We start from the raw sequence: 26,229 nt of genomic DNA on the forward strand, positions 1-26,229 counted from the left end.
CGAGCCGGCCCCCATCTGTGCGGATCATGCGCCCTTAGCCCTTCATCATATTGACGTCTTCGACCGCAATCGAGCCGCGGTTGCGGAAGTAGACCACCAGCACGGCAAGGCCGATCGCGGCTTCCGCCGCCGCAACTGTCAAAACCAGCAGCGCGAACACCTGCCCGACGATGTCGCCCAGGAATGTCGAGAACGCCACCAGATTGATGTTCACCGCAAGCAGGATCAGCTCGACCGACATCAAGATGACGATGATGTTCTTGCGGTTCAGGAAGATGCCGAGGATGCCGAGCGTGAACAGCATGGCCGCGACGGCGAGATAGTGCCCCAATCCGATGGTCATTTCACCCACTCCGCCGCGTCCGTGTCCTGCAGCCCCTGCCCGACCGCGACCTTGCGGACCGCCATCGCCATCTCCGGCGTGCGCGCGTTCTGGACGTTGATGTCCTGGCGCTTGACGCTCGCCTTGTGGCGCAGCGTCAGCACGATCGCGCCGATCATCGCCACCAGCAGGATCATGCCGGAGAGCTGGAAGTAATGGATGTACTTCGTATAGAGCACGAGGCCGAGCGCCTCGGTATTGGTGACGTTGGTCGGGATCGCCGCGGTGATCGCCTTCGGCGTCGTCGGGTTGATGACCCAGTAGGACACCGTCAGCAGCAGCTCGAACAGGAAGATGCCGCCGATGACCAGTCCGATCGGCATGTACTGCAGGAAGCCCTCGCGCAGCTCCGTGAAGTCGACATCGAGCATCATGATCACGAACAGGAACAGCACCGCGACCGCGCCGACGTAGACGACCACGAGGATCATCGCCAGGAATTCGGCGCCCATCAGCACGAACAGGCCGGAGGCGTTGACGAAGGCGAGGATCAGATAGAGCACCGAGTGAACGGGGTTCTTCGAGACGATCACCATCACGGCCGAGGCCACGCAGACCGCCGCGAAGAGATAGAAGAAGAGCGCAGGAAGGATCATCGGACGGCCTCAGCGGTACGGCGCGTCGAGCGCGATGGCTTTGGAGATCTCGCGCTCCCAGCGGTCGCCATTCGCGAGCAGCTTGGCCTTGTCATAATACAGCTCCTCGCGGGTCTCGGTCGCGAACTCGAAGTTCGGTCCTTCGACGATGGCGTCGACCGGACAAGCTTCCTGGCACAGGCCGCAATAGATGCACTTCACCATGTCGATGTCGTAGCGCACCGTGCGGCGGGTGCCGTCGTTGCGGCGCGGACCGGCCTCGATCGTGATCGCCTGCGCGGGACAGACCGCCTCGCACAGCTTGCAGGCGATGCAGCGCTCTTCGCCATTGGGATAGCGCCGCAACGCGTGCTCGCCGCGGAAGCGCGGCGAGATCGGGCCCTTCTCGAACGGATAGTTCAGGGTCGGCTTCGGCTGGAAGAAGTAGCGCATCGCGAGGAAGAATGCGGAGACGAACTCCTGCAGCAGCAGCGACCGTGCGGTGGCGGAAATGTTCATGACAGCCTCATTTCGGCGCGATGCCGGCGAAGTGCAGCACGCCTGCGACGATGACCACCATGGCCAGCGACAGCGGCAGGAACACTTTCCAGCCCAGTCGCATCAACTGGTCGTAGCGGTAGCGCGGCACGATCGCTTTCGCCATCGCGATCAGGAAGAACATGAAGAACAGCTTGAGCGAGAACCAGATGACGCCCGGCACCCAGTTGAACGGCGGCAGATCGATCGGCGGCAGCCAGCCGCCCAGAAACAGGATCGTCGCCAGCGCGCACATCGTGGTGATCGCGACATACTCGCCGAGCATGAACAGCAGATACGGCGTCGAGCCGTATTCCACCATGAAGCCGGCAACGAGCTCCGATTCCGCCTCGACGAGATCGAAGGGCGGACGGTTGGTCTCGGCCAGCGCCGAGACGTAGAACACCACGAACATCGGGAACAGCGGCCAGACGTACCAGTTCAGGATCGTCAGCTGCGGCAGGCCGATCAGGCTCGCAAGCCCGCGGGCATGCTGCGCCTCGACCACCGCCGACAGGTTCAAGGTGCCGGCGCAGAGCAGCACGGTGATGATGACGAAGCCGATCGAGACCTCGTAGGACACCATCTGCGCCGCCGAGCGCAGCGCCGCCAGGAACGGATACTTCGAGTTCGACGACCAGCCGGCCATGATGATGCCGTAGATCGACAGTGACGAGATCGCGAAGATGAAGAGAATGCCGACATTGATGTCGGCGATCGCCCAGCCGAGATTGGTCGGAATCACCGCCCAGGCCGCCAGCGCCAGCACGCAGGAGACCAGCGGTGCCAGCAGGAACACGCCCTTGTTGGCGCCGGCCGGAATGATCGGCTCCTTGAGCACGAACTTCAGCAGGTCTGCGAACGACTGGAACAGGCCCCAGGGCCCGACCACGTTGGGACCCCGGCGGATCTGCACCGCCGCCCAGATCTTCCGGTCGGCCAGCAGGATGTAGGCGATCGCGACCAGCAGGACGACGAGCAGCAGGACGCTCTGCGCGACCATGATGATCAGCGGCCAGAGGAAGCCGGTCCAGAACGAGCTTGCGAAGAAATCAGCCATCAGGTCACGCTCACTCCGCTGCCGTCAGCATCTGCCCGGAAGCCAGACGGGAACATTCCGCCATGACCGCCGATGCGCGCGCGATCGGATTGGTGAGATAGAAGTCGTCGATCAGCGGCTTGAACGGTGCCTTCTCGAGGTTGCCGCCCTTGCCAGCCAGGGTCTTGATGTCGGCGATCTTGCCCGCCTCGATCTGGTCGACGCGGCCAAGATGCGGCACGGCCTTGATGATCGCAACGCGCAGCGCGGCCAGCGAGTCGTAGCCGAGCTTCCTGCCGAGCACGTCGGACAGCGCCCGGATGATCGCCCAGTCCTCGCGTGCCTCGCCTGGCGGGAATGACGCCCGGCCCGTCATCTGCACCCGGCCCTCGGTGTTGACGTAGAGCCCGGACTTCTCGGTGTAGGCAGCCCCCGGCAGGATGACATCGGCACGATGGGCACCGCGGTCGCCATGGGTACCGATGTAGACGACGAAAACGCCCTCGGGCACATCGACCTCGTCGGCGCCGAGCAGGAACATCACGTCCATGGTGCCGAACGTCGTCATCTGCGCAGCCGTGAGGCCGGTGCCGTTGAAGCCGATGTCGAGGGCGCCGACCCGCGAGGCGGTGTCGTGCAGCACGGCAAAGCCGTTCCAGTCGTCGCGCACGGCGTTGACGTCCATCGCGATCTTGGCGGCCAGCGACAGGATCGCGCCGCCATCGTGGCGCGCCGCGGCGCCGGCGCCGACCAGCACGATCGGGTTCTTGGCGTTGCGGAAGGTGGTCGCAAACGAGTGCTTGCCGGCGGCGACGTCGCTCAGCGAGTCCGTGCCCGCGCCGATGTGCTCATAGGCATAGGTCAGGTCGGCCTTGGGACCGACCACGCCGACCTTGAGCTGGCCCGAGCGCCAGCGCTTGCGGATGCGGGCGTTGAGCACGGCCGCTTCCTTGCGCGGATTGGCGCCAATGATCAGGATCGCGTCGGCCTGCTCGATACCCGCGATGGTCGGATTGAACAGATAGGACGCACGGCCGAGCTTGGCATCGAAGCTGTCACCGCCTTGCACCGCGACGTTGGTCGAGCCGAGCTTGGCGAGCAGATCCTTGAGCGCGAACATCTCTTCGACCGCGGCGAGATCGCCGGCGATCGCGCCGATGCGCTTGCCGTCGATGCGCGACAGCTTGGTGGCAATCGCCTTGAACGCCTCCGGCCAGGAGGCGGCGCGCAGCTTGCCATCCTCGCGAACGTAGGGACGATCGAGCCGCTGCGTGCGCAGGCCGTCGACGACATGGCGGGTCTTGTCGGAGATCCACTCCTCGTTCACGGCATCGTTGATGCGCGGCAGGATGCGCATCACCTCGCGGCCGCGGGTGTCGACACGGATCGCCGAGCCCACGCCATCCATGACGTCGATCGACTGCGTCTTGCCGAGCTCCCAGGGGCGTGCGGCGAAAGCGTAGGGCTTCGAGGTCAGCGCACCGACCGGACAGATGTCGACCAGATTGCCCTGCAGCTCCGAACTCAGCGCCTGCTCGAGATACGTCGTGATCTCCATGTCCTCGCCACGGCCGATCGCGCCCATTTCCGGCACGCCGCAGACTTCCGCCGAGAAGCGGACGCAACGCGTGCACTGGATGCAGCGGTTCATCGAGGTCTTGACCAATGCGCCGAGATACTTGTCCTCGACGGCGCGCTTGTTCTCGGCGAAGCGGCTGGTGTCCACACCATAGCCCATCGCCTGGTCCTGCAGGTCACACTCGCCGCCCTGGTCGCAGATCGGGCAGTCCAGCGGATGGTTGATCAGAAGGAATTCCATCACGCCTTCGCGCGCCTTCTTGACCATCGGCGACCGCGTCGAGATCTCCGGCGGCTCGCCCTTCGGGCCCGGCCGGCAGTCGCGCACGCCCCAGGCGCAGCTCGCGACCGGTTTCGGTCCGCCCTTCACCTCGACGAGGCACATCCGGCAGTTGCCGGCGATCGACAGCCGCTCATGATAGCAGAAGCGCGGGATCTCGGCGCCCGCCGCCTCGCACGCCTGCAACAGCGTGTACTCCGGCGGCACATCGATCTCTTTGCCATCGATGATGATCTTGGTCATTGCCTCACATCTCTCTCAAACCACGGACCACCGCGCCGCTGCGCACCGTGAGGGCGCGAGCGCGGGGAAAACGTTGCTGGCGAACCGGGCCGCCATCACCTACTCCGCCGCTACCATGCGCGCGGGATCGCGCACGCCCACGTCGTCGACATCGGCCTTGTGCGAATACTGGTCAATGCGCGCCTCGATCTCGTGACGGAAATGCGTGATCAGCCCCTGGATCGGCCAAGCTGCCGCGTCGCCCAGCGCGCAGATCGTGTGGCCCTCGATCTGCTTGGTGACTTCGAGCAGCATGTCGATCTCGCGCTTGTGCGCCCGGCCCTCGGCCATGCGCGTCAGCACGCGCCACATCCAGCCGGTGCCCTCGCGGCACGGCGTACACTGGCCGCAGCTCTCATGCTTGTAGAAGTAGGAAATGCGCGCGATCGCTCGGATCAGGTCGGTCGACTTGTCCATCACGATCACGGCCGCGGTGCCGAGGCCGGAGCGCAGCTTCGACAGGCTGTCGAAATCCATCGGCGTATCGATGATCTGCTCGGCCGGCACCATGCGCACGGACGAGCCGCCGGGGATGACCGCCTTCAGATTGTCCCAGCCGCCACGGATGCCGCCGCAATGCTTCTCGATCAGCTCGCGGAACGGGATGCCCATCGCCTCTTCGACGTTGCAAGGCCGCTCGACGTGACCGGAGATGCAGAACAGTTTTGTGCCGACATTGTTCGGACGGCCGATGCCGGCAAACCACGCGGCGCCGCGGCGCAGGATGGTCGGCGCCACCGCGATCGACTCGACGTTGTTGACGGTGGTCGGGCAGCCATAGAGGCCGACGTTCGCTGGGAAAGGCGGCTTCAGCCGCGGCTGGCCCTTTTTGCCTTCGAGGCTCTCCAGCAGCGCGGTCTCCTCGCCGCAGATATAGGCGCCGGCGCCATGCGCGACATAGAGATCGAACGGCCAGCCATGGATGTTGTTCTTGCCGATCAGGTTGGCCTCATAGGCCTGATCGATCGCCGCCTGCAGCCGCTCGCGCTCGCGGATGAACTCGCCGCGCACATAGATGTAGCAGGCATGCGCGTTCATCGCGAAGCTGGCCAGCAGGCAGCCCTCGACGAGATGATGCGGATCGTGCCGCATGATCTCGCGATCCTTGCAGGTGCCGGGCTCGGACTCGTCGGCGTTGACCACGAGGTAGCTCGGCCGACCGTCGGTCGATTCCTTCGGCATGAACGACCATTTCAAGCCGGTCGGGAAGCCGGCGCCGCCGCGGCCGCGCAGGCCGGAAGCCTTCATCTCGTTGATGATCCAGTCGCGACCTTTTTCGATCAGCGCCTTGGTGCCATCCCAGCTGCCGCGCCGGCGTGCGCCTTCGAGGCCCCAATCATGCAGGCCATAGAGGTTGGTGAAGATGCGGTCCTTGTCGTCGAGCATGATCAGACGGCTTCCTCGGGTGTCAGCGGTTCGACTGCATGGTGGCGATGAAGGCGGCGCAGCCGCCGAACACCAAGGCCCACAGCAGACTGGACTCCAGCGTCGCATTGAGCGCGAACCGCTGCAGCACGAAAATGAAAGCGGCGGCTGCGAGCGTATGCAGTGCCACGTAGCGCCAGTTCTTCATTGCGGCGCCCTCTTCGGTCAGGGCCGCAACGCGGGTGCGATTGCGGCTCATGTCTTCTCCTTCAGCGTGGTCGGCCCGCCCGCCGGCGCCGAGAACTGGCGGCCATTCTGCGGACCCGGCGTCGGCAGGTTGCCGGTCGCGAAGCCGTCGAGCACCTTGCCGAAGCTCTCCGGCGTCAGGTCCTCATAGGTGTCCTTCCAGACCTGCACCATCGGCGCGTTCACGCAGGCGCCCAGGCACTCGACCTCTTCCCAGCTGAAGTCGCCGTCCTTCGACAGGTGGAAGGGATCGTGATGGATGCGATGCTTGCAGACCTCGATCAGTTCTTCGGCGCCGCGCAGACGGCACGGCGTGGTGCCGCACACCTGCACATGCGCCTTCTTGCCGACCGGCTGCAGCTGGAACATCGTGTAGAAGGTCGCCACCTCGAGCACGCGGATGTAGGGCATGCCGAGCATGTCGGCGACGACGCGGATGGCCGCCTCCGACACCCAGCCCTCGTTCTGCTCCTGCGCGCGCCACAGGATCGCGATCACGGCCGAGGCCTGGCGGCCTTCCGGATATTTCGCGATCTGCGCTTTGGCGAAGGCAAGGTTCTCGTCCGTGAACGCAAAGCTCGCGGGCTGGACTTCCTTCGGGGCAAGACGGCGGACGGACATGGCTCTTCAATCTTTCATTGCATGCGGCGCGCGGCACTTGCATTGAGCGCTGCGACGCGATTCTGCCAGAAGGCACTTGCAGTTCCGAACACGTTATAGCCGACGTGGGCGGACGCCTTGATCCGGTCGAGGATCGACAGCTCCGTCACGGTCTCGAGGCGGCCGCTTGCGGGGTCGTAGACCATCAGTTGCATCGGCGTCTGATCGAGGATGTAGCGCGAGACCGTATGGTTGCGATCCTGGCCGTGCTCCTCGCACAGGATCATGCTGTCGGTCGCGAGCAGCCGCGCCCCGCCCTTGATCGCCTCGATCTCGACGCCCTCGACGTCGAGCTTGATCAGGTACTTGCCGGAAGCGGCGACCTTGCCGTCGTCGATCAGATCGTCGAGCGCCATCACCGGCACCTGCTCACCGCCAGCGCTGTCGCCAGCGATACTGAAGGCCTCGTGCTTGGTACCGGTGAGATGCGCGACGCCGCGGCGTTCGCCGATGGCGCACTTCATCACTTCGAAGCGGCCGCCGTTGATCTGCGCATTGTTCGCGAGCTTGGCGAAGTTCGCCGAGGACGGCTCGATCGCGATCGCCTTGTGCGCGCCGTAGGGCGTGCTCGACACCAGCACCGACCAGTAGCCGTAATTGGCCCCGCCGTCGATGAAGGTGTAGTCGACATCGACAGTGCCGAGAAAAAGGAACTCGAGTTCGTCCTCATAGTGATAGTCGCGGTTGAGCAGCTTGCTCCAATAGCCGTCGCCATAGGGAAACTCGAACACGGCGTCCGGGTTGAGCTTCACCGCGATGTCGCGTTCGGGCAGCGCCAGGCGCAGCAGATTGGCGCAGCGGTTGTAGCCGCGATGCGAGAAATGCGAGGAAATCTTCGAGCCGGTCGACAGCGCCAATGCAGCCGTGCGCTCCCAGAGGTTCGCTCCTTCGAGCGCTCCAGAAGCACGATCGAACTGGATCGGCGCATGGCCCATCAGCGGTCCACCTCTCCGAACACGATGTCGAGCGAGCCGAGAATGGCCGAGACGTCGGCGAGCAGATGGCCGCGGCAGATGAAATCCATCGCCTGTAGATGCGCGAAGCCCGGAGCGCGGATCTTGCACTTGTACGGCTTGTTGGTGCCGTCGGCGACGAGATAGACGCCGAACTCGCCCTTCGGCGCCTCGACGGCCGCATAGATCTCGCCTGCCGGCACGTGCACGCCTTCGGTGTAGAGTTTGAAGTGGTGGATCAGCGCTTCCATCGAGCGCTTCATCTCGCCACGGCGCGGCGGAGCGATCTTGTTGTCGGTGATCATCACCGGGCCCTGCCCGTCGGGTGCTCGCAACTTTTGGATGCACTGCTTCATGATACGCACCGACTGGCGCATCTCTTCCATGCGGATCAGATAGCGGTCGTAGCAGTCGCCGTTCTTGCCGATCGGAACGTCGAACTCCATCTCGGCATAGACGTCGTAGGGCTGCGACTTGCGCAGGTCCCAGGCCGCGCCCGAGCCGCGCACCATCACGCCGGAGAAGCCCCACTCCCAGGCCTGCTTCAGGGTCACGACGCCGATGTCGACGTTACGCTGCTTGAAGATGCGGTTGCCGGTGAGAAGCCGGTCGAGATCGTCGACCACCTTCAGGAACGGATCGCAGAATGCGTCGATGTCGTCGATCAGCTTCGGCGGCAGGTCCTGGTGGACGCCACCGATGCGGAAGTAGTTGGCGTGCATGCGCGAGCCGGAGGCGCGCTCATAGAACACCATCAGCTTCTCGCGCTCCTCGAAGCCCCACAGCGGCGGGGTCAGCGCGCCGACGTCCATCGCCTGGGTGGTGACGTTGAGCAGATGCGACAGCAGCCGTCCGATCTCGGAGTAGAGCACGCGGATCAGCTGGCCGCGGCGCGGAACCTCGATGCCGAGCAGGCGTTCGGCGGCGAGGCAGAAGGCATGCTCCTGATTCATCGGCGCGACGTAGTCGAGCCGATCGAAATAGGGCATCGCCTGCATGTAGGTCTTGGTCTCGATCAGCTTCTCGGTGCCGCGATGCAGCAGGCCGATATGCGGATCGACGCGCTCGACCACCTCGCCGTCCAGCTCCAGCACCAGACGCAGAACGCCATGGGCCGCCGGATGCTGCGGGCCGAAATTGATCGTGAAGTTGCGGAGGGCCGGGCTCTGCTCGTTCATGCTGAAGCTCCCGCTTCCTGGCGAGTAGCGAATGGCGAATAGCGAATAGCGAACGTCATTTCGGCGACTTGTCCTGTAACGACCGGATGAGCGCGCGAACCATCTTGCCCAAGTTCTCGCATTGCGTGAGCGAGGCTTTCAGGTCCGACGACGGCAAAAGGCCAACACGCTCCGCCAAGATCAGATGTGTTTCGAGTTCTTTCAGTGAGCCTTGCGCGATTCGCAAAGACTGGACGAAGCTGCCGGTGTTCTCTCGCCCGTGCCCCTCGGCGATGTTGGCGGCAATCGAACCTGATGACCGCCTGATCTGTGACGTCAGTCCGAACTGCTCCTCGCGAGGAAATTGGCGCGTCAGCCGATAACACGCCTCCGCAAGGGACATGGCATCCTGCCAAACCCGGAGGTCGCGATATGAATTTATCGGCTGCGAGGTCAACCATCATCCCTATTCGCTACTCGCTATTCCCTATTCGCCCAATTCACTTCGTCGCCTTCTCGTCGCCGGGCAGCGGATAGTCCGCACCTTCCCAGGGCGACAGGAAATCGAACTTGCGGAATTCCTGGTTGAGCCGCACCGGCTCGTAGATGACCCGCTTCTCCTGATCGTCGTAGCGCACCTCGACGAACCCCGTCGTCGGGAAGTCCTTGCGCAGCGGATGGCCGTCGAAGCCGTAATCCGTCAGCAGGCGGCGCATGTCCGGGTGGCCGACGAAGATCACGCCGTAGAGGTCGTAGGCCTCGCGCTCGAACCAATCGGCGCCCGGAAAGACATCGATCAGCGACGGCACCTGCGTCGTCTCGTCGGCCTCGGCCTTGAGCCGGATGCGCGCGTTCAGCGTCGGTGACAGGAAGTGATAGACAACATCGAAACGTTTGGCGCGCTCAGGATAGTCGACCGCCGTGATGTCGGTGATGTTGACGAAGCGGAGAGCCGGATCGTCGCGCAGATGTGTCACGACCTCGACGATCCGGGCGGACTCCACGTTCACCGTGAGCTGATTGAAAGCGACCGTATGGCCGATCGCGGCGCCCGGGAGCGCGCTTACGATCGTCTGCCCAAGGGCGTCGAGCCTGCCGTCGTCCATAACGAAAAACCTTCAGCGTTCGATGGTGCCGGTGCGCCGGATCTTCTTCTGCAGCAGCAGCACACCGTACAGCAGCGCTTCGGCGGTCGGCGGACAGCCGGGCACGTAGATGTCAATGGGAACGATGCGGTCGCAGCCGCGGACCACCGAATAGGAATAGTGATAGTAGCCGCCGCCATTGGCGCACGACCCCATCGAGATGACGTAGCGCGGCTCCGGCATCTGGTCGTAGACCTTGCGCAGCGCCGGCGCCATCTTGTTGGTCAGCGTGCCGGCGACGATCATCACGTCGGACTGGCGCGGCGAGGCGCGCGGCGCGAAGCCGAAGCGCTCGACGTCGTAGCGCGGCATCGAGACCTGCATCATCTCGACGGCGCAGCAGGCCAGGCCGAACGTCATCCACATCAGCGAGCCGGTGCGGGCCCAGGTGATGAGATCGTCAGCGGTGGCAACGAAGAATCCCTTGTCCGACAGTTCGTGCCTGACCTCGAGGAAATACGGGTCGTTGGCACCGATCGGCCTGCCGGTCGCGGGATCGAGAATGCCCTTCGGGGCCGGAGCGATCGCCGGCCCGGTCGAGGACGTGGTCGGGCTCAATCCCATTCAAGCGCGCCTTTCTTCCATTCGTAGGCAAACCCGACCGTCAACACGGCCAGGAACACCAGCATCGACCAGAAGCCGGCCGCGCCGAGCTTGCCGAATGCGACTGCCCAGGGGAACAGGAAGGCGACTTCGAGGTCGAAGATGATGAAAAGGATGGCAACCAGATAGAAGCGGACGTCGAACTTCATGCGGGCGTCGTCGAACGCATTGAAGCCGCACTCGTACGCGGAGAGCTTCTCGGGATCGGGCTGCTGGTAGGCGACCAGGAACGGCGCGATCAGCAGCACCACCCCGATGATGGCTGCGACACCTATGAAAACGACGAGGGGGAGATAGTTCTGAAGGATGCCGGTCATCGGCGCCACTTTCCTCTGCGGTTTCGGTGCAAACCGCAGACTCGTTGCATTGGAATTGGTCGAAGCCTTAGCGCAGCGCACCAAGCCGCGCAAGACAAGCCGTCTCGCCGGTGTCATCCCTCCCCACATTGCGGAAACCCGGACACACCGAGCAACGGCGCCGCGGATGACGCGTGCAGGAGCCGCATTGCAGACCCGCAGCATTACGGTGCCGCACGGTCCAACGCAGGACGCTGAGGCGATCAGCAATCGCGAGGACGCACGCCGGTGTGCGCAGGCTGGCTGGTCGGAGACGGATGCGGATCAGCGCTCGATCGGGAGATCCAAACGAGGAGACGGGACCGTCACCCGATAGGCTTCCGTTACCGCGGGAGATGGTCACGAAGGGCCGCCGGATCAAGATCATCCACGGCCGCCGTCGATACCGGCACCGCCGCGCGCTGTTAGCCCCGGCCGCATACTCCCGATTGCCGCCGCGGCGGCTGCAACCGATGAAACCATTTTGAGGAAACGAAGAAACGGGATCGAAACAAAGCGGGGGTACATGTCCAGGCAACAAAGTGGCGCTCTGAGACGCCGGGAGGCTGACATGAACCACTCGCTGCATTCCGCAGACCGATCGACCCATCTGAAGATCGTCGTCGTTGCCCTGGTCGCCGGCATCGCGGTGACCGCTTTCGGCATCGCGACCCGCGCCAACGTCGACTACAGCCAGACGGCATCGCACGTCGTGAAGGCAGGCAAGCCGGTGACCATGACGAGTTCCAGCGACTCGATGGTCGTCCGCTGAGGCCACTGCTCCGCTGCCATCTGACAGCAATCGCAGGCCACCCGCCGGGTGGCCTTTTTCATGCCCGATCGGAAAATCGGCGACGGAGCACTTGCAGTCCGGCGGAGCGCCAGGTCGTAGACGGGAAGGGATCGCGCGGCAGCGCTGCTTGCGCCAGCGGACAGATCACATCAAAAGCTAAGCCATTGAAAACATGGCGCGAGAGACGGGGCTCGAACCCGCGACCTCCGGCGTGACAGGCCGGCGCTCTAACCAACTGAGCTACTCCCGCGTGATCGCGAAATCCGCGGAGGAGTGCGACTTAAAGGGGCGATGTTTCGAAGTCAAGGACAATGAACCGACAGCTGTGCGAAGTCCTTGATGGGGGAGCAATGCAGGACGCCCGATCTCCTTGGCTGGGCCCAGGCAGCCAACGTTAGTCGCCGCACGATGATGGGCCAAATCGACCTGTCCTGCGTCTCTCCTTCCGGACCGCGGCAACCCCGCCCCGCGGCGGCGCTGGCGGTCGCTTCGCGACGACGTCGCAGGCCGGATATGGCAAAATGGGCGCCAAGTCCGACCGCGCATGCTTCCGACCGGGCATATTGAAATTTCCGGCCGCGGTCCCCGCCGAGGCGCACTTGCTGACCAGGAAGCGAGTGAGAGGAGATTCCTCGCGGACGCTGCCCACGAATCGCCCGCCACCGGTGCGAGGAAGATGAGCTTCGAATCGCCGGAGTCGGTATCCTGCAGGTGGCGCGCGCCGGAGTGCGCAATCCTGCTGTCGGCGAGGCGGTGCTGATCAACGCCGGCCCGCGACCCCGCCGTATTCCGCACGGGAGCTGGCGGACGATCTTTGATCAGAGCGGAAACCATTGATAACCTGCCACCCCCTGGTATCTGGCATGCAATAACTGATATATTAGTATACTGATACCTCCGGTAACATCTCCCTCTCTCCCTCTCTCTTGGTGCCCATGTCCGACCCGCTTCGCAGCTACACCCACTCCGTCACCGAGCGCCTGCTCCGCTACGCCGCGATCGACACCCAGTCGGACCCGACGTCGCCGACCTGTCCTTCGACGCTCAAACAGAAGAATCTCGGCCGGATGCTCGCAGGCGAGCTGCAGGCAATGGGCCTCTCGGACGCCCACCTGGACGACCATGGCTACGTCTATGCGACCATCCCCGCCACCACCGACAAGGCCGTGCCGGTGATCTGCTTCTGCTCGCACATGGACACGTCGCCCGATTGCTCCGGGGCCAACGTGAAGCCGCAGATCGTGCGCAACTACCAGGGCGGCGACATCGTGCTGCCGGGGGACCCGAGCCAGATCATCCGTGCGGCTGAGCATCCTGCATTGAAGGACCAGATCGGCAACGACATCGTCACCACCGACGGCACCACCCTGCTCGGGGCCGATAACAAAGCCGGCATCGCCGAGATCATGGACGCGGCGCAGTTCCTGATCAGCAATCCGCAGATCAAGCACGGCACCATCAAGATCCTGTTCACGCCGGACGAGGAGATCGGCCGCGGCGTCGACCGGGTCGACCTGAAGAAGCTCGGCGCCGACTTCGGCTACACGATGGATGGCGAAACCGCCGGCAACATCGAGGACGAGACCTTTGCCGCCGACGGCGCCACCATCCTCATCAACGGCGTCAGCGCCCATCCCGGCTTTGCCAAGGGCAAGATGGAGCACGCGATCAAGATCGCGTCCGCAATCGTCGATCGGCTCCCGAAGGATGGCTGCTCGCCGGAGACGACGGAGGGCAAGGAAGGCTTCCTGCATCCGGTCGGGATCTCCGGCGCGCTCGAACAGGCGCGACTCGACTTCATCGTGCGCGATTTCAGCGAGCAGGGCCTGCGGCAGAAGGAAGCGCTGCTCGAGGACATCGTCAGGGATGTCCTGAAGGACTATCCGCGCTCGAGCTATCGGATGGAGGTTCGGCAGCAATACCGCAACATGAAGGAGGTCATCGATCTGCATCCGGAGATCGTGACCTATGCCGAGGAGGCGATCCGCCGCGCCGGCCTGACGCCAGTCAGGACATCGATCCGCGGCGGCACCGACGGTTCACGGCTGTCGTTCATGGGCCTGCCCTGCCCCAACATCTTTGCCGGCGAGCATGCCTTCCACTCGCGTCTCGAATGGGTCAGCGTCCAGGACATGGAGAAGGCGGCGCAGACCATCGTCCATCTGGCGATGATCTGGGAAGAGCGATCCTGAGCGTCGTCCGGCGCGCGTCAGACGCGCGCCGTCACCAGCCAGATCGAGCCGGCGAGCGTCACGCTGTCGCCGCGTACATACTGCGTCAGCAGCTCGCGGACCGACTGCCGCGCCGCCTCGCGCGTCTCCTGGGGATGCCCCTCCAGCGCGCGGCTGGCGGGGCCGATTTCGAAGGCCGACTCCACTGCCGCCTCGAGACCCTGCCCGCGGGCGATGTCGAGTGACAGCGCATGCGCCTCCAGCGCGACGTCGCTGAAGCCGGCCTCGCCCAGGATCCGCGCCACTCTCGCTTCGGATGCGAAGGCGAACGGGCCGGGATCCTCCGGCGCCATCTCCGGCAGCTTCGGGACGTGACGATAGACCGCCTGCAGCGGCGCGATCATCCAGGGATTGGCCTTCGGCTCGCGCCAGCAGGCGAACACGACCCGGCCGCCCGGCTTCAGCGCACGGCGGATGTTGGCGAACGACGCCACCGGATCGGCAAAGAACATCACCCCGAACCGCGACACCAGCAGATCGAAGCTCGCCGGCGCGAACGGATGCACGGTGGCGTCGGCCAGCACGAACTCGGTGGCAAGTCCCGCCGGCGCCACGACGCGCGCCCGATCGAGCATCGGTGCGGAGATGTCGACGCCGAGAACGGAGCCGCCGGGCGCCACCTGCCCGGCCAGCGCGATCGACAAACCACCACAGCCGCAGCCGATGTCGAGAATACGATCACCCGGCTTCGCGGCGATACGCTCGATCAGGATCTGCGACACCGGCGCGAGCAGGATGTCCTGGGCCTCCTGGCGATCGGACCAGCGCTGGCCGCCGGGCCCGTTCCAATAGGCGATCTGGTCGGCGTTGCGGTCGTCCCCTGCCGGCAATTGCATGATGTGCCCTGTCTGATTGAGGTCATCGCAAGAGCCGGCATGGCGCATGCAGCCGCCTGTCCTGTCAAGGCACGAGGCCGCGATGCGCTTGAGGAAGAAAATGGGCCGGTCCTCACCACGGTTCGGAGAGACTCTCGCCGATGGCGAGAGCGCTCCAACGTCGGCTCAGACGCGCGAACTCCTGTCGGATGGCGTCGCGCCGCGCCGGCGTGTAGGCCGCGCGCTCCTCCGCTGACATCCCGTCCAGCAGGCTGCGCGCCGACGGTGCCATCTCGGCCCCGCGCGCCCGCAGCGCCGGATCGTCAGCCTGCTGCAGCCAGTCCTGCCAGCACACATATGTAGCGCGCTCGGAGCGGGCATAGTCCTCGCTGCGCTCCGGCATCAGGCGCTGGTCCCTGGTCTCATGCCTGCGACGCAGCCGCGCGGCCTCGCGGGACGAGGTCGCATGCGGGACCAAATGAAAGGTCCCGGCCGTGCCGCCGGCCGCGAGCCGCCCGAATACGGCGCCGTCAATCCCGAGATGCTTTTCGACGATGAAGTGTTGCAGATCATGCGGCATCCAGGGATCGAAGCCAGGCGCCGGGCTCATTTCGAGGGTGTGTCCGTCGCCGAGCGTCGCGCGCACCGCGTAGCGGCGTTCGCCGGTGCGGACGAAGGAAACAGTCATTGGCGGTCGCGGACGACGAGACATGGACACTCGCAATTGGCAGCTGCGGCTGAACAACGGCCCCATCATACCGCCGCGAGTGAGGGATCGATAGATGCGCGCGGACCTGCTGGCGAGCGCAGCAGCGCAATGCAATAGCGGGACAGCCTCCGGTGTCCCTGGTTCTGGTCTCGCTCTTGCTTCGATCAGGCGCGTCAGGAGCCACATGCGCACTCTCATCGTTGCCGATCTTCATTACTCGCTGCCGCAGTTCGACTGGCTGGTGGCGGCTGCCGATCATTTTGATGCGGTGGTGTTCGCCGGCGATGCGCTCGATCTCGCCTCGATCGTCGACATTCGCGCCCAGATCGTGGTCGTGAAGACATATCTCGCGCTCCTGGCGGCCAAGACGCGGGTCATGATCTGCTCGGGCAATCATGACCTGGAGGAGCGCAACCCGGATGGCGAGAAGATCGCGGCCTGGATCAGGACGGTCCGCGAGCTCGGCATCGCAGCCGACGGCGATGACCTTCTGATCGGCGACACGCTGTTCTCGGTTTGCCCGTGGTGGGACGGTCCCCTCGTCAAGGCCGCCGTCGCAAGCCAGCTCGATGCCGCCGCGAGGCGCGACACAGCCCGCTGGATCTGGGTGCATCATGCGCCGCCGGCCAACTCGCCGGTGAGCTGGGGCGGCAAGCGCTTCTTCGGCGACACCGAGCTCGAAGGCTTCATCGCGCGGCACCGCCCGGCGATGGTGATCTCCGGCCACGTCCACCAAGTCGCCCTTCATCACGGATGGGTCCTGGTTCGATCGCGTCGGTGAGACTTGGGTCTTCAACACCGGGCGGCAACCCGGGCGACCGCCGACCTACATGGTGCTCGACACCGACGAAGGCCGCGCCTTCTGGTTGGCGGCGGGGCAAGCCGAATGGATCGATCTCGCCGGCCCCCTGCAACGCCCGGCGCAGCCCGTGACGGCGGCGCCGGACTGGCTCAGAGTCGTGGATCGGATGCCAGATCCGTTCCTGGCGAAACCTGCTGCGGCGGCAGGTTGATCATGCTCTGCAGCACCTCGCCGACCATCGAAAGATGGGTGCCATGGCCGGCATATTGCCGCTTCAGGTCGGCGAGATAGCTGTTGGCGACGTTGAGGCGCTGCGCAAGCATGCGCGCAATCGCGAGCGTCGCCTCGGGATTTCCACTGAGGAAGCGTGGCGCATCCGGGATCTCGTAGATCCGGCAATCGACGAGCGCCCGCACGGTCGCCGTGTGCGGCTGCTCAAGCAGCAGCGACATTTCACCGAACAGCGCGCCCGGCTCCGACACGACCGCCACCGTGGCGCCGGCCTTGATCACCTCCAGCTCTCCGTCGAGCAGGATGTAGAGATGCCCAGTGCTGTGCCCCTCCTCGAGCAGCATGGTGCCCGCTGGAATGGCGCGCTCATGTCCGCCGGTGCAGTGGCGCAGGAAGTCGGTCATCGGTTCGCCCGCGATGTTCACGCCGCGCGCTAGGCTAGCCGAAGAACGGTTCATCGCCACGCGAAATCGTCCGGGCGCTTCGCACCAGCTGACGCAAAGGATTTTGAACCCTTGTCCGAATTGAGCACTCGGCGGCGCCATCATCGTGATCGGGGCGTGGGTTTGGCTCAGCCGCCGAGGCTCGATGGCAAGGTGGCTCAGCTTGACGAGAGCAGCAGATCGATGAAACCCGACGCACAAACGCGCTTCTGGAGAGGATCGCCATCAGCTTGGATAATCGACGCGCACCACAATCGCAGCGTCACCATTGCGAGGGTGCGTCCCAGCGGATGCTAATGGTAGGCGGCGAGAGATTCGAACTCCCGACCCTCTCGGTGTAAACGAGATGCTCTAACCAGCTGAGCTAGCCGCCCTCACGTCGCGCTTCTTTACCCCCTGCCCGATCCTCAATCAACGCCGGAACCACGCGGCGGCAGCGAGAAACCGCCGCAGCGGGACCGGTGGGGGCAGACCACGCACGCTCGAAGGGTCGGTGGCTCGATCCCCCAAACGAAAACGGCGCCCTTACGGGCGCCGTTTCCTTGGATCAGTTCGGACCTCAGTGGGCGGTCAGGCCGCCGGCGGCTTCGTCGCCATCGGCCTTCACCGGGACCTTGGTATCCTCTTCCCAGACGATCGGCACCGGCTTGCGGACCAAGGCCCGGGCGACGACGTCGTCGAGACGGGAGACCGGGATGATCTCCATGCCGCCCTTGATCGCATCGGAAATCTCCGTGAGATCCTTGGCGTTGTCCTCGGGGATCAGCACCGTCTTGATGCCGCCGCGGGCCGCGGCCAGGAGCTTCTCCTTCAGACCGCCGATCGGCAGCACGCGACCACGCAAGGTGATCTCACCGGTCATCGCGACGTCGTGACGGATCGGAATGCCCGTCATGACCGAGATGATTGCGGTTGCCATCGCGACGCCCGCCGACGGACCGTCCTTCGGGGTCGCCCCCTCCGGAACGTGGACGTGGATGTCGCGGCGGTCGAACATCGGCGGCTCGATGCCGTAGACGATCGCCCGCGAGCGGACGTAGGACGCCGCCGCCGAGATCGACTCCTTCATGACGTCGCGCAGATTGCCCGTCACCGTCATCTTGCCCTTGCCGGGCATCATGACGCCTTCAATGGTGAGCAGCTCACCGCCGACATCGGTCCATGCCAGACCCGTGACGATCCCGATCTGATCGTCGCTCTCGATCTCACCGAAGCGGAACTTCGGAACACCCAAGAATTCCTCGACGGTCTTCTCGGTGATCTTCACCGACTTCTTCTTGGACATCATGAGCTCCTTCACGGCCTTGCGGGCCAGTGTGGAAATCTCACGCTCCAGATTACGTACGCCCGCTTCGCGGGTGTAGCGCCGGATCACGAGCAGCAATGCGTCGTCGTCGATCGACCACTCCTTCGAGTCCAGTCCGTGCTTGGAGATCGCGCTGGGGATCAGGTGCTTGCGGGCGATCTCGAGCTTTTCGGTCTCGGTGTAGCCTGCGATGCGGATGATCTCCATGCGGTCCATCAGCGGCCCGGGAATATTCAGCGTATTCGCGGTCGTGATGAACATGACGTTCGACAGGTCGTAGTCGACCTCCAGATAGTGGTCGTTGAACGTCGTGTTCTGCTCGGGGTCCAGAACCTCCAGCAGCGCCGACGACGGGTCACCCCGGAAGTCCGAGCCCATCTTGTCGATCTCGTCCAAGAGGAACAGCGGGTTCGAGGTCTTGGCCTTGCGCATCGACTGGATGATCTTGCCGGGCATCGAGCCGATATAGGTCCGGCGATGACCGCGGATCTCCGCCTCGTCGCGCACTCCGCCCAGCGACACGCGAACGAACTCGCGGCCGGTGGCCTTCGCGATCGACTTGCCGAGCGAGGTCTTGCCGACGCCGGGAGGTCCGACCAGGCACAGGATCGGGCCGGTCAGCTTGTTGGCGCGCGACTGCACCGCCAGGTACTCGACGATGCGGTCCTTGACCTTCTCCAGCCCATAGTGATCCGCATCCAGAACCGCCTGCGCGGCCTCCAGATCCTTCTTCACCTTGGACTTCTTGTTCCACGGGATCGACAGCAGCCAATCCAGATAGTTGCGCACGACGGTCGCTTCCGCGGACATCGGCGACATCTGGCGCAGCTTCTTCAGCTCGTGCTGGGCCTTCTCGCGCGCTTCCTTGGAGAGCTTGGTCTTGTTGATGCGCTCTTCCAGATCGGCGAGCTCGTCGCGGCCGTCCTCGTCGCCCAGCTCCTTCTGAATGGCCTTCATCTGCTCATTCAGGTAGTACTCGCGCTGGGTCTTCTCCATCTGGCGCTTGACACGCGAGCGGATGCGCTTCTCGACCTGCAGCACCGAGATCTCGCTCTCCATCAGGCCCAGCACCTTCTCCAGGCGCGTGGTGACGGACAGCGTCTCCAGGATGCCCTGGCGATCGGCGATCTTGACGGCGAGATGCGAGGCGACGGTGTCGGCCAGCTTACCGAAATCGGTGATCGACTGAACGACGCCGACGACCTCTGCAGAGATCTTCTTGTTCAGCTTCACATAGCTCTCGAAATCCGACACGACGGAGCGCCCGAGTGCCTCGGCTTCGACCGACTTGGCGTCGGTGTCCTCGAGCGCAACGGCAGTGGCTTCGTAGTAGTCGGCACGATCGGTGTATTTCTCGACGCGCGCGCGCTCCAGGCCCTCGACCAGCACCTTCACGGTGCCGTCGGGCAGCTTCAGGAGTTGCAGCACGCTGGCGAGCGTCCCGGTCTCGTAGATCGCATCCGGAGCTGGATCGTCGTCGGACGCGTTCTTCTGCGTCGCGAGCATCACCAGCGCGTCGTTCTTCATCACCTCTTCGAGGGCGCGGATGGATTTCTCGCGGCCGACGAACAGCGGAACGATGTTGTGCGGGAAGACGACGATGTCGCGGAGCGGCAGAACCGGATAGGCGTGGCTCTCGCCGTAAACGATGGTCGGCCGGGGTTTGGGGGTCGTCATGGCCTGTTCCTTTTGTTTAGCCCCCTTGCACGCAGTCCGCCATCGTGCGCAACCGCCACAAGGTGCGATCTGATCCGGACATCACTGACGCGTCGATATCGCCCGCTTGTTTCGGATCGTTGTTGAGGCGAATCCCGGGATTGAGATTTGTATCGCCACGCGACATTAGGTGGCTATCGACCCGGGGGGTGTCAAGTATCGGTAAACACCCGCCAAAAATGGCTTTACGCGGCGGGACGCTGAAACGCTGCGATGCCGCGGACATGACGTCCGCGGCGATCGCCGATCTAATAAATCGAGGTCTTCTGTCTCTCGTACCAGCGCGCCTCACGCGCTGGCGCTGCTTTCCACCGCGCGATCGGAGCGATCGGCGTAAATGTACAGCGGGCGGGCGGTGCCCTCGACCACTTCACGCGAGATGACCACTTCCTCGACACCCTCGAGACCCGGCAGGTCGAACATCGTCTCGAGCAGGATGCTCTCGAGGATCGACCGCAGACCACGCGCGCCGGTCTTGCGCTCGATGGCCTTGCGCGCCACCGCGCCCAGCGCCTCGTCGGCGAAGGTGAGCTCGATGTTCTCCATCTCGAACAGCCGCTGATACTGCTTCACCAGCGCGTTCTTGGGCTCGGTCAGGATCTTCTTCAGCGAGTTCTCGTCGAGGTCCTCGAGCGTCGCAACGACCGGAAGACGGCCGACGAACTCGGGGATCAGGCCGTACTTCAGGAGATCCTCAGGCTCGACGTGACGGAAGATCTCGCCGGTGCGGCGGTCTTCCGGCGCCAGCACCTGGGCGGCGAAGCCGATCGAGGTCGACCGGCCGCGCGCCGAGATGATCTTCTCGAGGCCGGAGAACGCACCACCGCAGATGAACAGGATGTTGGTGGTGTCGACCTGCAGGAACTCCTGCTGCGGATGCTTGCGGCCGCCCTGCGGCGGAACCGACGCAACCGTACCCTCCATGATCTTGAGCAGCGCCTGCTGGACGCCCTCGCCCGACACGTCGCGGGTGATCGAGGGATTGTCCGACTTGCGACTGATCTTGTCGATCTCGTCGATGTAGACAATGCCACGCTGCGCGCGCTCGACATTGTAGTCGGCCGCCTGCAACAGCTTCAGGATGATATTCTCGACGTCCTCACCGACATAGCCGGCCTCGGTCAGGGTCGTCGCATCCGCCATCGTGAACGGCACGTCCAGGATGCGGGCGAGCGTCTGGGCGAGCAGCGTCTTGCCCGAGCCGGTCGGACCGATCAGCAGGATGTTCGACTTCGCGAGTTCGACGTCCGAGTGCTTGGTCTGGTGATTCAGCCGCTTGTAGTGGTTGTGGACCGCGACCGAGAGCACCTTCTTCGCATGGTTCTGGCCGATGACGTAATCGTCCAGGACCTTGCAGATCTCCTTCGGGGTCGGAATCCCGTCGCGCGACTTGACCAGCGAGGACTTGTTCTCCTCGCGGATGATGTCCATGCAGAGTTCGACGCACTCGTCGCAGATGAAGACGGTTGGACCTGCGATCAGTTTGCGGACTTCGTGCTGGCTCTTGCCGCAGAACGAGCAATATAGCGTGTTCTTCGAGTCGCTCGTGCCGACCTTACTCATTCCTGTCTCCGTCCGCGGTTCGCTCTTGTCCGCTCGTTCGTCCCGATCCGGCACGGGCCGGACCAGACTGGTGAAAGAGCAAATTTCGTACCAAAATTAACACCTTGTTCTTCACCTGTCGTGCACCCACGACCTACGCGAATCCCCCACGATCCATAACTCGACACTCTAGCCAATCATGCTGTCATCCGACTATCAAGAATTCGCTAATCGGAGCACAGACCCTAGACCGTGACATTACCGTGATTTTGGGGCTTGACACGGCAATAACACGCGAAATCAGCGGAGCGTTGCGTGTTTGCCACGCCTATTTGCCGGCCGCACGGCAAGGTTGCGGCTCTTTTGGGACCCTACCTCAGCACCTTTGCCGACCGAAGCCGGTAAAGGAGCCGCCGTTACATCCCCGAGGCCCGTCCATCGGGCCCCGCGTCGCTTACTGTTGGCTCACTTGCCCATCGCCGCCGGATCTTCCGGCCGCTTGTCGATGACCTTGTCGATCAGGCCGAACTCCTGGGCGGCTTCCGCAGTGAGGAACTTGTCGCGCTCCAGGGCGTCCTCAATCGCCTTGTAGGGCTGGCCGGTGTGCTTGACGTAGATCTCGTTCAGCCGCTTCTTCAGGTTCAGGATCTCCTGGGCGTGCAGCATGATATCGGTCGCCTGGCCCTGGAACCCGCCGGACGGCTGATGCACCATGATGCGCGAGTTCGGCAGCGAGAAGCGCATGTCCTTGTGGCCGGCACAGAGCAGCAGCGAGCCCATCGAGGCCGCCTGGCCGGTGCACAGCGTCGACACCGCCGGACGGATGAACTGCATCGTGTCGTAGATCGCGAGGCCCGACGTCACCACGCCGCCGGGCGAGTTGATGTACATCGCGATTTCCTTCTTCGGGTTCTCGGCCTCGAGGAACAGGAGCTGAGCGACGATCAGGGTCGCCATGCCGTCCTCGACCGGACCGGTCACGAAGATGATGCGCTCCTTCAGGAGGCGCGAGAAGATGTCGTAGGCGCGCTCGCCGCGGTTGGTCTGTTCGACCACCATAGGCACAAGGTTCATATAGGTTTCGACGGGATCGCGCATGAATCACCCAAGGGTTGGACCAGCAGTTGAGACGACCGGCCGCCGCAGGTGAGGCTCATTTCAACGAGCAGCGACGGACAGGTGTCCCGTGATGCAGAACTTCAAGACCGAGCCCACAGATATGGACCAATTTGCCGGTGACAAGACCGGGTGCCCTGGCCCGCCGCAAGCGAGGTCGTTGCCCTGTTCAAGCTGATTCCCGCGGCGGCGGCCAGCGCCGGAACCTGGACGACCGGCGCTTTCGCCGGTCAACCTTAATCTCGCGCTTATGTCGCGAACCCTACGATGGACAGCCTGATCAGGCCGCCTTGTCGCTGTCGTCGTCCTTGAACAGCTCGTCCTTGGAGACCTTCTTCTCGGTCACGTTGGCGAGTTCGAGGATGAAGTCGACGACCTTGTCCTCGTAGATTGGCGCGCGCAGCTGCGCGAGCGCCTGCGGGTTGCTGCGATAGAAGTCCCAGACCTCCTTCTCGCGGCCCGGCATCGAGCGCGCACGCTCGATCACGGCGCGGCTGACCTCGTCGTCGGTCACGGTGATCTTGTTCTTCTCGCCGATCTCCGACAGCACGAGGCCGAGGCGCACGCGGCGGTCGGCGATGGTGCGGTACTCCTCCTTCGCCTTGTCCTCGGTGGTGTTCTCGTCGGCGAAGGTCTTGCCGCTGGAATCCATCTCGGCCTTGACCGAGTTCCACATCAGGTTGAACTCCTCGTCGATCAGCGACGGCGGCGCATCGAACTTGTGGGTCTCGTCGAGACGGTCGAGCAGCGCGCGCTTGACGCGCTGGCGGGTCGCCTGGCTGAACTCGCCGGCGAGACGATCGCGCATCAACTGCTTCAGCTTGTCGAGCGATTCGAGGCCGAGCGTCTTGGCGAACTCATCGTCCACCACCTTGTCTTCGGGCGCCTCGATGGCGGTGGCGGTGGTTTCGAACTCCGCCGCCTTCCCGGCCAGCTCGTTGTTGAGATAATTGGTCGGGAACGTGACCTTCAGCGTGCGGGTCTCGCCGACGCCGATACCGATCAGCTGGTCCTCGAAGCCGGGAATGAAGGTGTTCGAGCCGATCACGACGTCGATGCCCTCACCCGTGCCGCCCTCGAAGGCGACGCCGTCGATCGTGCCCTTGAAGTTGATCTTCACGCGGTCACCGCTCGCGGCCTTCGCGCCCTCGGCCTTCGCCGCGTAGCTGCGGTTGGCATCGGCCAGGCGCTTGATCGCCTCGTCGACATCGGCATCGGTGATGTCGGCCACCGGCTTCTCGACCGAGAAGGTCTTGAAGTCGGCGAGCGCAATCGCCGGCACGACCTCGACGGCCACGGTGTAGGTCAGGTCCGACTGGCCAGAGAGAATCTTCTCGACCTCGGCCTCCTCCGTCGGCATCGTCACCTTCGGCTCGGTGGCGAGGCGGAAGCCGCGCTCGGTGAAGATCTGCGTGTTGGTGTCGCGGATGGTCTGGTCGATGGTCTCCGCCATGACCGACTTGCCATAGATCTTCTTCAGATGCGCGACCGGCACCTTGCCGGGGCGGAAGCCGTTGATGCGGACCTTGTCCTTGAGATCGACCAGCTTGGCGTCCGCCTTGGCGTCGAGATCCGCCGCCGGAACGCTGATCTGGAACTCGTGCTTCAAGCCTTCCGACAAGGTTTCTGTGACCTGCATGGCGTCAATCTTCTTCCGCTTCGGTCCGAACCCTTGCGATCCGGACACATCTGACTCAATTGTGGACGACGCGCAGCAAAAGGCTTTGCGCCGGTGGGATCGGCGGCCCCGCTTCTCTGTCCGAGAGAGCGGGTCTGCCGGTAAAACTTGGGGCAAACGCCGGAGAAGCGCTTGGTGCGGGCGGAGGGACTCGAACCCCCACAACTTTCGTCACTGGAACCTAAATCCAGCGCGTCTACCAGTTCCGCCACGCCCGCGTGAACTGCATCGATAGCCCGGCCGCGGTGCCGCGGGCGGCGCGGCTTATACCACGCACGAAACCGTCCGCAGCAAAAAAATGGGCTGTCGAAAGCACCACCGGCAGGCCGATCGACCGTGTCGCACGCACAGATAAGGGAAAACAGCATGATCCGCATCCCCCTCGTCGCACGATGTTTTGTCGCATGACGGAACCGTCGGAGGGGCTCAGCCGCCGCGCCCTGCTCGGCGGCCTTGCGGCAGCCGGCGCGGCCTCGTTTACCCGCTCGGCTCGGGCCGGTGGCCGAATCTCGGTTTCGTTGAGCGCTCGCGGCGAATCTCTCGTGCTGGCCCAGGGACGCTCGGCCAGCCCGCTCTGGCGGCTGGCTGCACCGGCCCCGGTGGTCCGGCTCGCCCGCGGCACGGCGCTCGACCTTGACCTTTCGAATGGCCTTTCGATCCCGGCCGCGTTGTCCAGCCGCGGCCTCACTTTGCCCGCACCGCTGCTGGCGCAGGCGGAGATCGGCCCCGGCGGCCGGGCCACCATTCCAGCCCTGGCGTCGCGGGCCGGGACCGGCCTGCTCGACCTGCGGCTGCTCGCCGACGCCGTGCCGATCCGCCCGCAGCCTGTCATCGTCGATGAGGCCGCGACGGTAACTGTCGACCGCGACGAAATTTTCCTGGTCGAGGATTTCAGGCTCAAGGCGGACGGTACCGCGGTTGCGCCAGGAACCGAAGCGCAAGACACCGAGCTCATCTACACCGTCAATGGGCACATCCAGCCGGAGATCGCGCTGCGGACCCATGCACGGGTCAGGCTGCGGTTCATCAATGGCTGTCAACGCGCTGTGATCGCGATCAAAATCGCCGACCTCGACGCCGTCCGCGTGATGGCCATCGACGGCCAGCCGGCCGAGCCTTTCCTGGCTCGAAATGGCGCGGTGGTGCTGCCGCCCGGCGGCCGCACCGACGTCTTCATCGACATGCCCGCCGCCAAGACGGTGCTGGCCGTGCTGCTGCACGACGGCAGCAATCCGCGTCCCCTCGCCCGGCTGGTGGCGTCGAGCGAGCCGCCGCTCCGTGCCGCCCCACCGCCGCCGGCGCCGCCTTTGCCGTCGAACGGGTTGCCGGACAAGCTGGACCTGAGGACCGCCGCTCGGGCCGAGCTCGCGCTCGACGGCGCCGGCTGGCAACCGCCCGCCGCGTTCAACGCCGCCGGCGCCCCCACCTTCCAGGCCAAGGCCGGCCAAGTGGTCGTGCTGGCATTGGCGAACAAGACCGCCGGCACCCATGTGGTCCACCTTCATGGCCAGCCGTTTCGGCTGCTCGACCGGCTCGACGACGGCTGGAAGCCCTATTGGCTCGACACGCTGGCGCTGGAGGCCGGCCAGACCCAGCGCATTGCATTCCTTGCCGAGCAATCCGGCCGGTTCCTGGTCGAGAGCATGGCGACCAACTGGGCGGCGCCGCGGCTGCTGCGGTGGTATGAGATCAGGTGAGGAAACGAACCTG

Annotated in this window: 24 protein-coding genes, 3 tRNA genes and 1 pseudogene; 4 read left to right on the top strand and 24 right to left on the bottom strand. The window is 64.4% G+C overall.

Translation table 11 applies throughout. The annotated features are described in order from the left end of the window. Nucleotides 1-34: 34 nt before the first annotated feature. The 14 genes from nuoK to ACQR0W_RS19615 all read right to left on the bottom strand — a co-directional run bounded on the left by nuoK (nucleotide 35) and on the right by ACQR0W_RS19615 (nucleotide 11,119). The gene (gene nuoK, locus ACQR0W_RS19550; protein ID WP_315711558.1) at nucleotides 35-343 is read right to left on the bottom strand and encodes an NADH-quinone oxidoreductase subunit NuoK; all 309 of its coding nucleotides are present in this window, start codon (nucleotides 341-343) and stop codon (nucleotides 35-37) included. Continuing rightward, complete coding sequence (locus ACQR0W_RS19555; protein ID WP_015666525.1) at nucleotides 340-978, bottom strand: NADH-quinone oxidoreductase subunit J; 639 nt, start codon at nucleotides 976-978, stop codon at nucleotides 340-342. The genes nuoK and ACQR0W_RS19555 overlap by 4 nt, the downstream gene beginning before the upstream one ends. 9 nt (nucleotides 979-987) lie before the next feature. After that, nucleotides 988-1,476 (bottom strand): NADH-quinone oxidoreductase subunit NuoI, encoded by a 489-nt coding sequence (gene nuoI, locus ACQR0W_RS19560; RefSeq protein ID WP_006611003.1) that lies wholly within the window; start codon nucleotides 1,474-1,476, stop codon nucleotides 988-990. Nucleotides 1,477-1,483: 7 nt separating this feature from the next. Further along, nucleotides 1,484-2,554: an NADH-quinone oxidoreductase subunit NuoH gene (gene nuoH / locus ACQR0W_RS19565; RefSeq protein WP_315711556.1), complete on the bottom strand. Its 1,071-nt coding sequence runs from the start codon at nucleotides 2,552-2,554 to the stop codon at nucleotides 1,484-1,486. A 10-nt stretch (nucleotides 2,555-2,564) separates the two neighbouring features. Further along, the gene (gene nuoG, locus ACQR0W_RS19570; protein ID WP_315711555.1) at nucleotides 2,565-4,634 is read right to left on the bottom strand and encodes an NADH-quinone oxidoreductase subunit NuoG; all 2,070 of its coding nucleotides are present in this window, start codon (nucleotides 4,632-4,634) and stop codon (nucleotides 2,565-2,567) included. A 99-nt stretch (nucleotides 4,635-4,733) separates the two neighbouring features. Continuing rightward, a complete protein-coding gene (gene nuoF / locus ACQR0W_RS19575; protein WP_315750890.1) occupies nucleotides 4,734-6,059 on the bottom strand; it encodes an NADH-quinone oxidoreductase subunit NuoF in 1,326 nt (441 codons plus the stop codon). Nucleotides 6,060-6,081: 22 nt separating this feature from the next. Beyond that, nucleotides 6,082-6,297, bottom strand: coding sequence for a hypothetical protein (locus tag ACQR0W_RS19580; protein WP_315711550.1), 216 nt, complete (start codon nucleotides 6,295-6,297; stop codon nucleotides 6,082-6,084). After that, nucleotides 6,294-6,905: an NADH-quinone oxidoreductase subunit NuoE gene (gene nuoE, locus ACQR0W_RS19585; protein ID WP_172109602.1), complete on the bottom strand. Its 612-nt coding sequence runs from the start codon at nucleotides 6,903-6,905 to the stop codon at nucleotides 6,294-6,296. The genes ACQR0W_RS19580 and nuoE overlap by 4 nt, the downstream gene beginning before the upstream one ends. Before the next feature lie 14 nt (nucleotides 6,906-6,919). After that, nucleotides 6,920-7,879, bottom strand: a complete 960-nt coding sequence (locus ACQR0W_RS19590; RefSeq protein WP_315750889.1) for an FkbM family methyltransferase — start codon at nucleotides 7,877-7,879, stop codon at nucleotides 6,920-6,922. After that, a complete protein-coding gene (locus ACQR0W_RS19595; RefSeq protein WP_315711546.1) occupies nucleotides 7,879-9,075 on the bottom strand; it encodes an NADH-quinone oxidoreductase subunit D in 1,197 nt (398 codons plus the stop codon). Before ACQR0W_RS19595 ends, ACQR0W_RS19590 begins: the two co-directional genes overlap by 1 nt. A gap of 55 nt (nucleotides 9,076-9,130) precedes the next feature. Next, a complete protein-coding gene (locus ACQR0W_RS19600; RefSeq protein WP_316170112.1) occupies nucleotides 9,131-9,511 on the bottom strand; it encodes a four helix bundle protein in 381 nt (126 codons plus the stop codon). 43 nt (nucleotides 9,512-9,554) lie between these two features. Beyond that, nucleotides 9,555-10,160 (bottom strand): NADH-quinone oxidoreductase subunit C, encoded by a 606-nt coding sequence (locus ACQR0W_RS19605; RefSeq protein WP_315750887.1) that lies wholly within the window; start codon nucleotides 10,158-10,160, stop codon nucleotides 9,555-9,557. Between the two features lie 12 nt (nucleotides 10,161-10,172). Continuing rightward, nucleotides 10,173-10,757, bottom strand: a complete 585-nt coding sequence (locus ACQR0W_RS19610; RefSeq protein ID WP_173424458.1) for a NuoB/complex I 20 kDa subunit family protein — start codon at nucleotides 10,755-10,757, stop codon at nucleotides 10,173-10,175. Next, nucleotides 10,754-11,119 (bottom strand): NADH-quinone oxidoreductase subunit A, encoded by a 366-nt coding sequence (locus tag ACQR0W_RS19615; protein WP_008964559.1) that lies wholly within the window; start codon nucleotides 11,117-11,119, stop codon nucleotides 10,754-10,756. Before ACQR0W_RS19615 ends, ACQR0W_RS19610 begins: the two co-directional genes overlap by 4 nt. Before the next feature lie 589 nt (nucleotides 11,120-11,708). Here ACQR0W_RS19615 and ACQR0W_RS19620 point away from each other — a divergent pair. Beyond that, on the top strand, nucleotides 11,709-11,909 hold the full coding sequence (locus ACQR0W_RS19620) for a hypothetical protein (protein WP_315711542.1): 201 nt from the start codon (nucleotides 11,709-11,711) through the stop codon (nucleotides 11,907-11,909). A gap of 194 nt (nucleotides 11,910-12,103) precedes the next feature. Here the strand turns inward: ACQR0W_RS19620 and ACQR0W_RS19625 are convergent. Next, nucleotides 12,104-12,180, bottom strand: a tRNA-Asp gene (locus ACQR0W_RS19625). 685 nt (nucleotides 12,181-12,865) lie between these two features. Between ACQR0W_RS19625 and pepT the strand changes: the two genes are divergently transcribed. Then, complete coding sequence (gene pepT / locus ACQR0W_RS19630) at nucleotides 12,866-14,122, top strand: peptidase T (protein WP_315750885.1); 1,257 nt, start codon at nucleotides 12,866-12,868, stop codon at nucleotides 14,120-14,122. Nucleotides 14,123-14,139: 17 nt separating this feature from the next. Here the strand turns inward: pepT and ACQR0W_RS19635 are convergent, their stop codons facing one another. Both ACQR0W_RS19635 and ACQR0W_RS19640 read right to left on the bottom strand, forming a co-directional pair. Beyond that, entirely contained in the window at nucleotides 14,140-14,997 is an 858-nt protein-coding gene (locus ACQR0W_RS19635; RefSeq protein ID WP_316235165.1) for a class I SAM-dependent methyltransferase, read from the bottom strand. A gap of 112 nt (nucleotides 14,998-15,109) precedes the next feature. After that, on the bottom strand, nucleotides 15,110-15,721 hold the full coding sequence (locus ACQR0W_RS19640; RefSeq protein WP_316235166.1) for a hypothetical protein: 612 nt from the start codon (nucleotides 15,719-15,721) through the stop codon (nucleotides 15,110-15,112). Nucleotides 15,722-15,869: 148 nt separating this feature from the next. Between ACQR0W_RS19640 and ACQR0W_RS19645 the strand changes: the two are divergent. Next, nucleotides 15,870-16,698: pseudogene (locus tag ACQR0W_RS19645) on the top strand (metallophosphoesterase family protein). Here the strand turns inward: ACQR0W_RS19645 and ACQR0W_RS19650 are convergent. From ACQR0W_RS19650 to ACQR0W_RS19680, 7 genes are all read right to left on the bottom strand, one after another. Next, a complete protein-coding gene (locus tag ACQR0W_RS19650) occupies nucleotides 16,637-17,122 on the bottom strand; it encodes a Crp/Fnr family transcriptional regulator (RefSeq protein ID WP_315827293.1) in 486 nt (161 codons plus the stop codon). The pseudogene ACQR0W_RS19645 and the gene ACQR0W_RS19650 overlap by 62 nt on opposite strands. 336 nt (nucleotides 17,123-17,458) lie before the next feature. Further along, nucleotides 17,459-17,535: transfer RNA gene (locus tag ACQR0W_RS19655), tRNA-Val, on the bottom strand. Nucleotides 17,536-17,720: 185 nt separating this feature from the next. Then, a complete protein-coding gene (lon, locus tag ACQR0W_RS19660) occupies nucleotides 17,721-20,144 on the bottom strand; it encodes an endopeptidase La (protein WP_315711533.1) in 2,424 nt (807 codons plus the stop codon). 327 nt (nucleotides 20,145-20,471) lie between these two features. Then, nucleotides 20,472-21,746, bottom strand: a complete 1,275-nt coding sequence (gene clpX, locus ACQR0W_RS19665; protein WP_012044595.1) for an ATP-dependent Clp protease ATP-binding subunit ClpX — start codon at nucleotides 21,744-21,746, stop codon at nucleotides 20,472-20,474. 444 nt (nucleotides 21,747-22,190) lie between these two features. After that, nucleotides 22,191-22,823: an ATP-dependent Clp protease proteolytic subunit gene (locus ACQR0W_RS19670; RefSeq protein WP_315711531.1), complete on the bottom strand. Its 633-nt coding sequence runs from the start codon at nucleotides 22,821-22,823 to the stop codon at nucleotides 22,191-22,193. A gap of 298 nt (nucleotides 22,824-23,121) precedes the next feature. Next, nucleotides 23,122-24,480 (bottom strand): trigger factor, encoded by a 1,359-nt coding sequence (gene tig, locus ACQR0W_RS19675; protein WP_315711530.1) that lies wholly within the window; start codon nucleotides 24,478-24,480, stop codon nucleotides 23,122-23,124. Between the two features lie 172 nt (nucleotides 24,481-24,652). Further along, nucleotides 24,653-24,737, bottom strand: a tRNA-Leu gene (locus tag ACQR0W_RS19680). 174 nt (nucleotides 24,738-24,911) lie between these two features. Between ACQR0W_RS19680 and ACQR0W_RS19685 the strand changes: the two genes are divergently transcribed. Continuing rightward, nucleotides 24,912-26,216, top strand: a complete 1,305-nt coding sequence (locus tag ACQR0W_RS19685; protein ID WP_315751124.1) for a multicopper oxidase family protein — start codon at nucleotides 24,912-24,914, stop codon at nucleotides 26,214-26,216. Nucleotides 26,217-26,229 lie beyond the last annotated feature (13 nt).

It is taken from the genome of Bradyrhizobium sp. HKCCYLRH1034 (assembly GCF_051168375.1).
Classification (GTDB): domain Bacteria; phylum Pseudomonadota; class Alphaproteobacteria; order Rhizobiales; family Xanthobacteraceae; genus Bradyrhizobium.